Raw genomic sequence first — 6,183 nt, forward strand, 5'->3', positions numbered from 1 at the left:
GCCGAGACTTCAACCTGCGGATCGGTATCGGGTTCGCCCGACAGGTCCAGCGTGTCGATCTCCAGCACCTGCAGCGCAGCAGCGCCGGGAATGCGCTCGCGCACCGCAGCCTGCGTCAGCACCAGAGAGATCCCGCTGTCGGCCACCATGTGCGCCAGCCGGTCGGCAGGGTAGTCCGGGTCCAGCGGCACATAGGCGCCACCAGCCTTGAGGATGGCCAGCAGGCCGACCACCATCTCCACCGAGCGCTGCATGGCGATGCCCACGCGGGTCTCCGGCCGCACGCCCAGGGCGATGAGGCGGTGGGCCAGGCGGTTGGCCCGGGCATCGAGTTCGGCGTAGGTCAGTCGTGCGGACTCGCAGGTCAACGCCACCGCATCCGGCCGCTGCTGCGCGCTTGCCGCAAAGCGCTGGTGCAGGCAGGCGGGCTGCGCAGGGTTGAGGGCCGGTCCATTGCGGGTACTGCGGCGCGCACTGCGGTCCAGAAGCTGCGCCTGCTCATAGCCGGGCAGCAGTTGCACCTGGTCCAGCGCGCACTGCGGCGCATGCGCCAGCGCCTGCAGCAGCAGCGACAGATGCGCGCCCATGCGCTGCACCGTGGCCGGCTCGAAGCGCTCGCGCGCATAGGCAAAGCCCAGTTGCAGGCTGCCGTCGGCGCGGCGGCTGGCGTGCAGGGTCAGCTCGAACTGGGCGGCCAGGCCGTCCAGCTCCAGATTCTGGATCTCCAGGCCCGCCAGGCCGGCCGCCTCTTCGTGCTGGTAGTTCAGCATCACCTGGAACAGCGAGCTGCCGTCCAGGCTGCGGCGCGGCTGCAGCGCCTCGACCAGTTGCTCATAGGGCAGGTCCTGGTGGGCCAGGCCCAGGCGGACCCGCTCGGCCAGCTGAGCCAGCAGCTCCTGCAGGCGCATGCGGGGATCGAGCCGGCCACGCATCACCAGCGTGTTGACGAAGAAGCCGACCAGCGGCTGGGCCTCGGGCTGGTTGCGGTTGGCCACGGGCACGCCCACGCGGATATCGGTCTCGGCGGTATAGCGGTGCAGCAGGGCCTGGAACCCGGCCAGCAGCGCCACGAAGAGGGAGGTGCCCTGCTTGCGGGCGCGCTGCTCCAGTCCGGCCACCAGGCTGGCGGGCAGCTCCAGCCGGTGCCAGGCGGCATGCCAGCGGGTCTCGGCGCCCGGCGCGCGGGCATGGTCGGCGGGCAGCTCCAGATGCAGGTCCTGACCACCGGCCAGTTCGGGCAGCCAGTAGTCCAGCAGGCGCTGCCTTTCCCCGGCATCCAGCCAGTCGCGCTGCCAGGCGGCGTAGTCGCTGTAGGCAATGGGCAGCGGCGGCAGGCGGGTCGGGCGCTGCTGCACCAGTGCCGCGTACAGGCCTGCGAATTCCTCCAGCAGGATCTGCATGGAGCGGCCGTCGGAGATGATGTGGTGCATCACCACCACCAGCAGGTGCTGGCGGCTGTCCAGGCGGACGGCGGCCACGCGCAGCAGCGGGCCGCGCGTCAGGTCAAAGGGCGTGAGGCACAGGCGCTCGGCTTCGGCCAGGGCCCGTTCGCGCCGCTGTGCGGCAGGCAAGGGGGTCAGGTCGATCAGCGGCAGCTCCAGGGCCAGCTGCGGCACGATGCGCTGCCGCGCCAGGCCGTCTGGGCTTTCCTCGAACACCGTGCGCAGTCCGCCGTGGCGCTCCAGCAGCACGCCGAACGCCTGCCGCAAGGCCGCCAGATCCAGCTCGCCATGCATCCACGAGGCCTGGGCGATGTGGTAGGCCGAGCTTTGCGGGTCCAGCTTCCACAGGAACCACTGGCGCAGCTGCGCGTGGGACAGGGCTTCGGTCTGGTCGGGCGATGGTGCGCGCACCGGGATGGGGAAGTGCGAGAGATCCAGTCCCTCGGACCGGATCTTTTGCAATGCCAGCGTGCGCTGGGCAGGGCTCAGGCTTGCAAAGCGCTCGGCGATTTGGCGCAGGCGGCCACGGTCCATCAGATATCTCCCAGAGTTTCGAGAAAGGAATCCAGCGCATCGAGCGCCTGCGCATCCGCGCCTGTCGTGCCTGTTTCACCCGCAGCACCCGCAGCATCCGCGCTGCCATGGGCCGGCAGGCGCACCAGGCCCGCCATGTCCTGCAGCACCGGGGTGCGGAAAATGTCCTGGGCGGTCAGCCCCGCAGCGCCTGCCCCCTGCAGCCGCGCCAGCAGTTGCACCACCTTGAGCGAGTGCCCGCCGCGCTCGAAGAAGCTGTCGCGGCGGTCCACGCGGCCACCGCCCAGCAGCTCGGACCAGAGCCCGGCCAGCATTTCCTCGGCCTGCCCCGAGGGCGCCTCGTAGGACTGCCCGGCCGGTGCCTGCGCCGCAGGCAGCGCGGCACGGTCCACCTTGCCGCTGTTGTTCAGCGGCAGCGTGTCCAGCACCACGATGGCGGACGGCAGCATGTAGTCGGGCAGGCCGCTGGCCAGTCTTGCGCGCAGTGCCGCAGCGTCCAGGGGAGGGCCTGCATGCAGTGATGCATGCAGCGGTGCATATAGCGACGCATGCAGCGATGCATGTAGAGATACATGCGCCACAAGGCGCGTATCGCTGCCGGACCCCGCTGCCGTGACCACGGCCTCGCGCACCTCGGGCTGGGCCAGCAGTGCGGCCTCCACCTCGCCCAGCTCGATGCGGTGGCCGCGGATCTTGACCTGGTGGTCCAGCCGGCCCAGGTATTCGAGCGCACCATCGGCATTGCGGCGCACCAGGTCGCCCGTGCGGTACAGGCGTTCGCCAGCCTCACCCGGACCCGCGAAAGGATCGGCCACAAAACGCTCTGCGCTCAGGCCCGGCCGCTGCCAGTAGCCGCGCGCCAGGCCCTGGCCGCCAATGAACAGCTCCCCGGCCACGCCTTGCGGCACGCAGCGCAGTCCTTCGTCAAGCACCAGCAGCCGGGTGGCCGCGATGGCCTGGCCCAGCGTGGCGGCATCGCCCTGCACCTGCTGCAGGCTGGACCAGATCGTGGTCTCGGTCGGGCCGTAGAGGTTCCAGAGGTCCACGCCCGCCGCGCGCAGCAGGGCGATCAGGTCCGGTGCAAGCGCCTCGCCGCCGCACAGCGCTTTCAGCGGCCGTGCCGCCTTCCAGCCACCGGCCAGCAGCAGGCGCCAGCCCGAGGGCGTGGCCTGCATCACGCTGGCGCGGCTGCGCTCCAGCAGCGCCGCCAGCGCGGCCGCGTCGCGCACCTGTTCGCGCCCGGCCACCACCAGCTGCGCGCCCACGGCCAGGGGCAGGAAGATCTCCAGGCCCGCAATGTCGAAGGACACGGAGGTCGTGGCCAGCACCACGTCCTGCGCCTGCAGGCCCGGCTGTGCCGCCATGGACTGCAGGAAGTTGGAGAAGGCCGCATGCCGCACCACCACGCCCTTGGGCCGCCCGGTGGAGCCCGAGGTGTAGATCACATAGGCAGCCTGGTCGCCATGCACCTCGACGCGGGGCGCGCGTTCCGTGCCTGCCTGCGGCCCTGGCTCCGATGCCTCCAGTACCTCCAGTACCTCCAGCGCCTCCAGTTCCAGCACCTTCGGCACGCTGGCGGCGAGCACGGCCAGCCGGCCCGGCGCCAGGCCCGAGGCCAGCACCAGGCAGGCCCCGCTGTCCTGCAGCATGTACTGCATGCGCTCATCGGGCAGCGCCGGATCGACGGGCACGTAGGCAGCGCCCGCCTTGAGGATGGCCAGCAGGCCGGCCACCATGGCGGCCCCGCGCTCGGCCACCAGGCCCACGCGCTGCCCGGGCCGCAGCCCCTGGGCGATCAGGGCCTGCGCCAGGCGGCTGGCCCGCCGGTCCAGATCGCCGTAGCTGAACACCTGCCCGTCCGCGGCCAGGGCCGGGGCCTGGGGCCGCTGCCTTGCCTGCGCCTCGAACATGCGGTGCACCGGCAAGGCCTGCGGCCAGGACCGGGGGTTGCCGGCCTGCGCCAGCAGCGCCTGGCGCTCGGCCGGGGGCACCACGTCCAGCGTGCGCAGGTCGCGGCCGGGCTGCTGCTGCAGCGCCTGCACCAGCGCCTGCAGGGCCTGCTGCATGTAGGCGCAGACACGCCCGGCCCCTACGCTGCGCGCCACCTGGGCGACGAGCACAAAGCCCTGGCCGTCGTCATCCACGGCCATGCCCACGGGATAGTTGCTGCGCTCGGGGCGGCCCAGCACCTGCACGCCGGCCCGGGCCAGCTCTTGCGCAGCGCCCTCGGCCGCGCCATGCCGGTAGTTCAGCAATGCGCCGAACAGCGGCGTTCCCGCAGGCAGGCCGCTGCAGCGCTGGGCCAGCGACAGGCTGGCATGCTCGTGCTGCAGCAGCGCCGCAAGCGCCGCCGCCGTGCTGCGCAGGCCCTGGAGCACGCTGCCTTCGCCCAGCGGCAGGCGCAGCGGCAAGGTGTTGATGAACATGCCCAGCGCCTGCTGGGCACCGGCGCCGCCGTCCATGCGGCCCATCAGCACGGTGCCGAAGACCGGCTCCTGCCTGCCGCTGGTGCGGGCCAGCACCAGCGCCCAGGCCAGGTGGCAGAGCGCGGCGGGGCTGACGCCGTGCGCACGCGCCTGGCGGCGCATGCCCTGGGCCAGTGGGGCGTCCAACCGCAGGCGGGCCTCCTCCATGCCACGGCCATCGCCTTGCACGTCCAGCAGGCCGAAGGCGGCCGTGGGCTCCTGCACATCGGCCAGCATGCGGCGGAAGAACCGCTCGTGCGCCTCGGCCGCCACACCCTGGCGCGCCTGCGCCACAAAGCGCCGGAAGGGCACGGGCACCGGCAGCTCGGCCACGCGGCCCTGCTGAAGCCGCAGCACTTCCTGCAGCAGCAGGTCCAGCGTGATGCGGTCCATCACCAGGTGGTGACTCAGCAGTTGCAGCAGCCAGCGGCCTTGCCCGGCATCGTGCGCGGCCCGCGCCCCTATCATCGGCGCCTGCCGCACGTCCAGGCGCAGGTCGTGGCTGCGCAGTTGCTCCAGCATCTGCGGCACCAGTGCCTCATGTGCCTCATGCACCTCGTGCGACCCATGCGCCTCATCCGCATCAGGCCACTGCAGCTGCAGCGGTGCCTGGCGCAGCACCACCTGCACGGGCTCGGACAGCCCTTCCCAGAGCACGGCCGTGCGCAGGATGTCATGGCGTGCAATCACCTGGTTGAGGCTGTGCACGAAGGATTGCAGCTGCTCGCGCGTCCCGAAGCTCAGCAGGTTGGGCGAGACGAACACATCGCCCCCGGACTGCAGCAGGTGGTGGAACAAAATCCCCTCCTGCAGCGGCGCCAGCGGGTAGATGTCCTGGATGTTGGCCGCGCCACCGGGCACCGCCTGCGCAATGCGCGCAATCTCATCGTCATCCAGCGCCACCAGGGTCAGCATGTCCGGCGTGATCGCCGTGCAGCCTTCGGGGATGCCATTGGGCGGCACGTCGATCTCGCCGGCCACCTGCGCACCTTGCTCACCCTGCTCACCCTGCTGCTCCTGCCGCACCGCCTGCGCAAACTCCGCCAGCCTCGGGTGCTGGAACAGCGTGCGCACCTGCACACGCAGGCCCTGGGCGCGCACGCGCTCCAGCAGGCCCAGGGCGAGCAGCGAATGCCCGCCCAGCTCGAAGAAGCCGTCCTGCCGGCCCACGCGCTCCACGCCCAGCACCTCGGCCCAGATCTGCGCCAGCGTTTCCTCCAACTCGCCCTGCGGTGCCTCATATTGCTGGGCGCTGACCATCTCCGGCTCGGGCAGCGCCTTGCGGTCCACCTTGCCGTTGGCGGTCAAAGGCAGGGCATCGAGCACGACGATGGCCGAGGACACCATGTAGTCGGGCAGTACCTGGCCCAGGCGCTGCTTGAGCTGGCTTTCCTCCACCGCGTCGCGCAGGGAGACATAGGCGATCAGCCTTGCGCCCTCCTTGGCCAAAACCACGGCCTCGCGCACCTCGGGCTGGGCCAGCAGTTGCGACTGCACCTCGCCCAGCTCGATGCGGAAGCCCCGGATCTTGACCTGCTGGTCGGCACGGCCCAGGTATTCGAGTTCGCCCTGGGCACTCCAGCGCACCAGATCGCCCGTGCGGTACAGGCGCTCGCCTGTCTCGCTGAACGGGTTGGCAATGAAGCGCTCTGCCGTCAGTCCTTGCCTGTTGAGATAGCCGCGTGCCAAGCCCTCGCCCGCCACGTACAGCTCCCCGGCCACGCCCTGCGGCAGCAGGTTCA

Annotated in this window: 2 protein-coding genes; both read right to left on the reverse strand. The window is 71.2% G+C overall.

Annotated features, from left to right (window positions below):
* Positions 1–1,976 (reverse strand): condensation domain-containing protein (locus ACF8ML_RS15325; RefSeq protein WP_392407335.1); only part of this gene is annotated, 1,976 nt, incomplete at its 3' end.
* Positions 1,976–6,183, reverse strand: a 4,208-nt coding sequence (locus ACF8ML_RS15330) for an amino acid adenylation domain-containing protein (RefSeq protein ID WP_392407336.1), incomplete at its 5' end; no start/stop codon positions are given. The genes ACF8ML_RS15330 and ACF8ML_RS15325, both read right to left, overlap by 1 nt.

Origin of the sequence: Delftia sp. WSY_10, assembly GCF_043104705.1 — a bacterium.
GTDB lineage: Bacteria > Pseudomonadota > Gammaproteobacteria > Burkholderiales > Burkholderiaceae_C > Comamonas > Comamonas tsuruhatensis.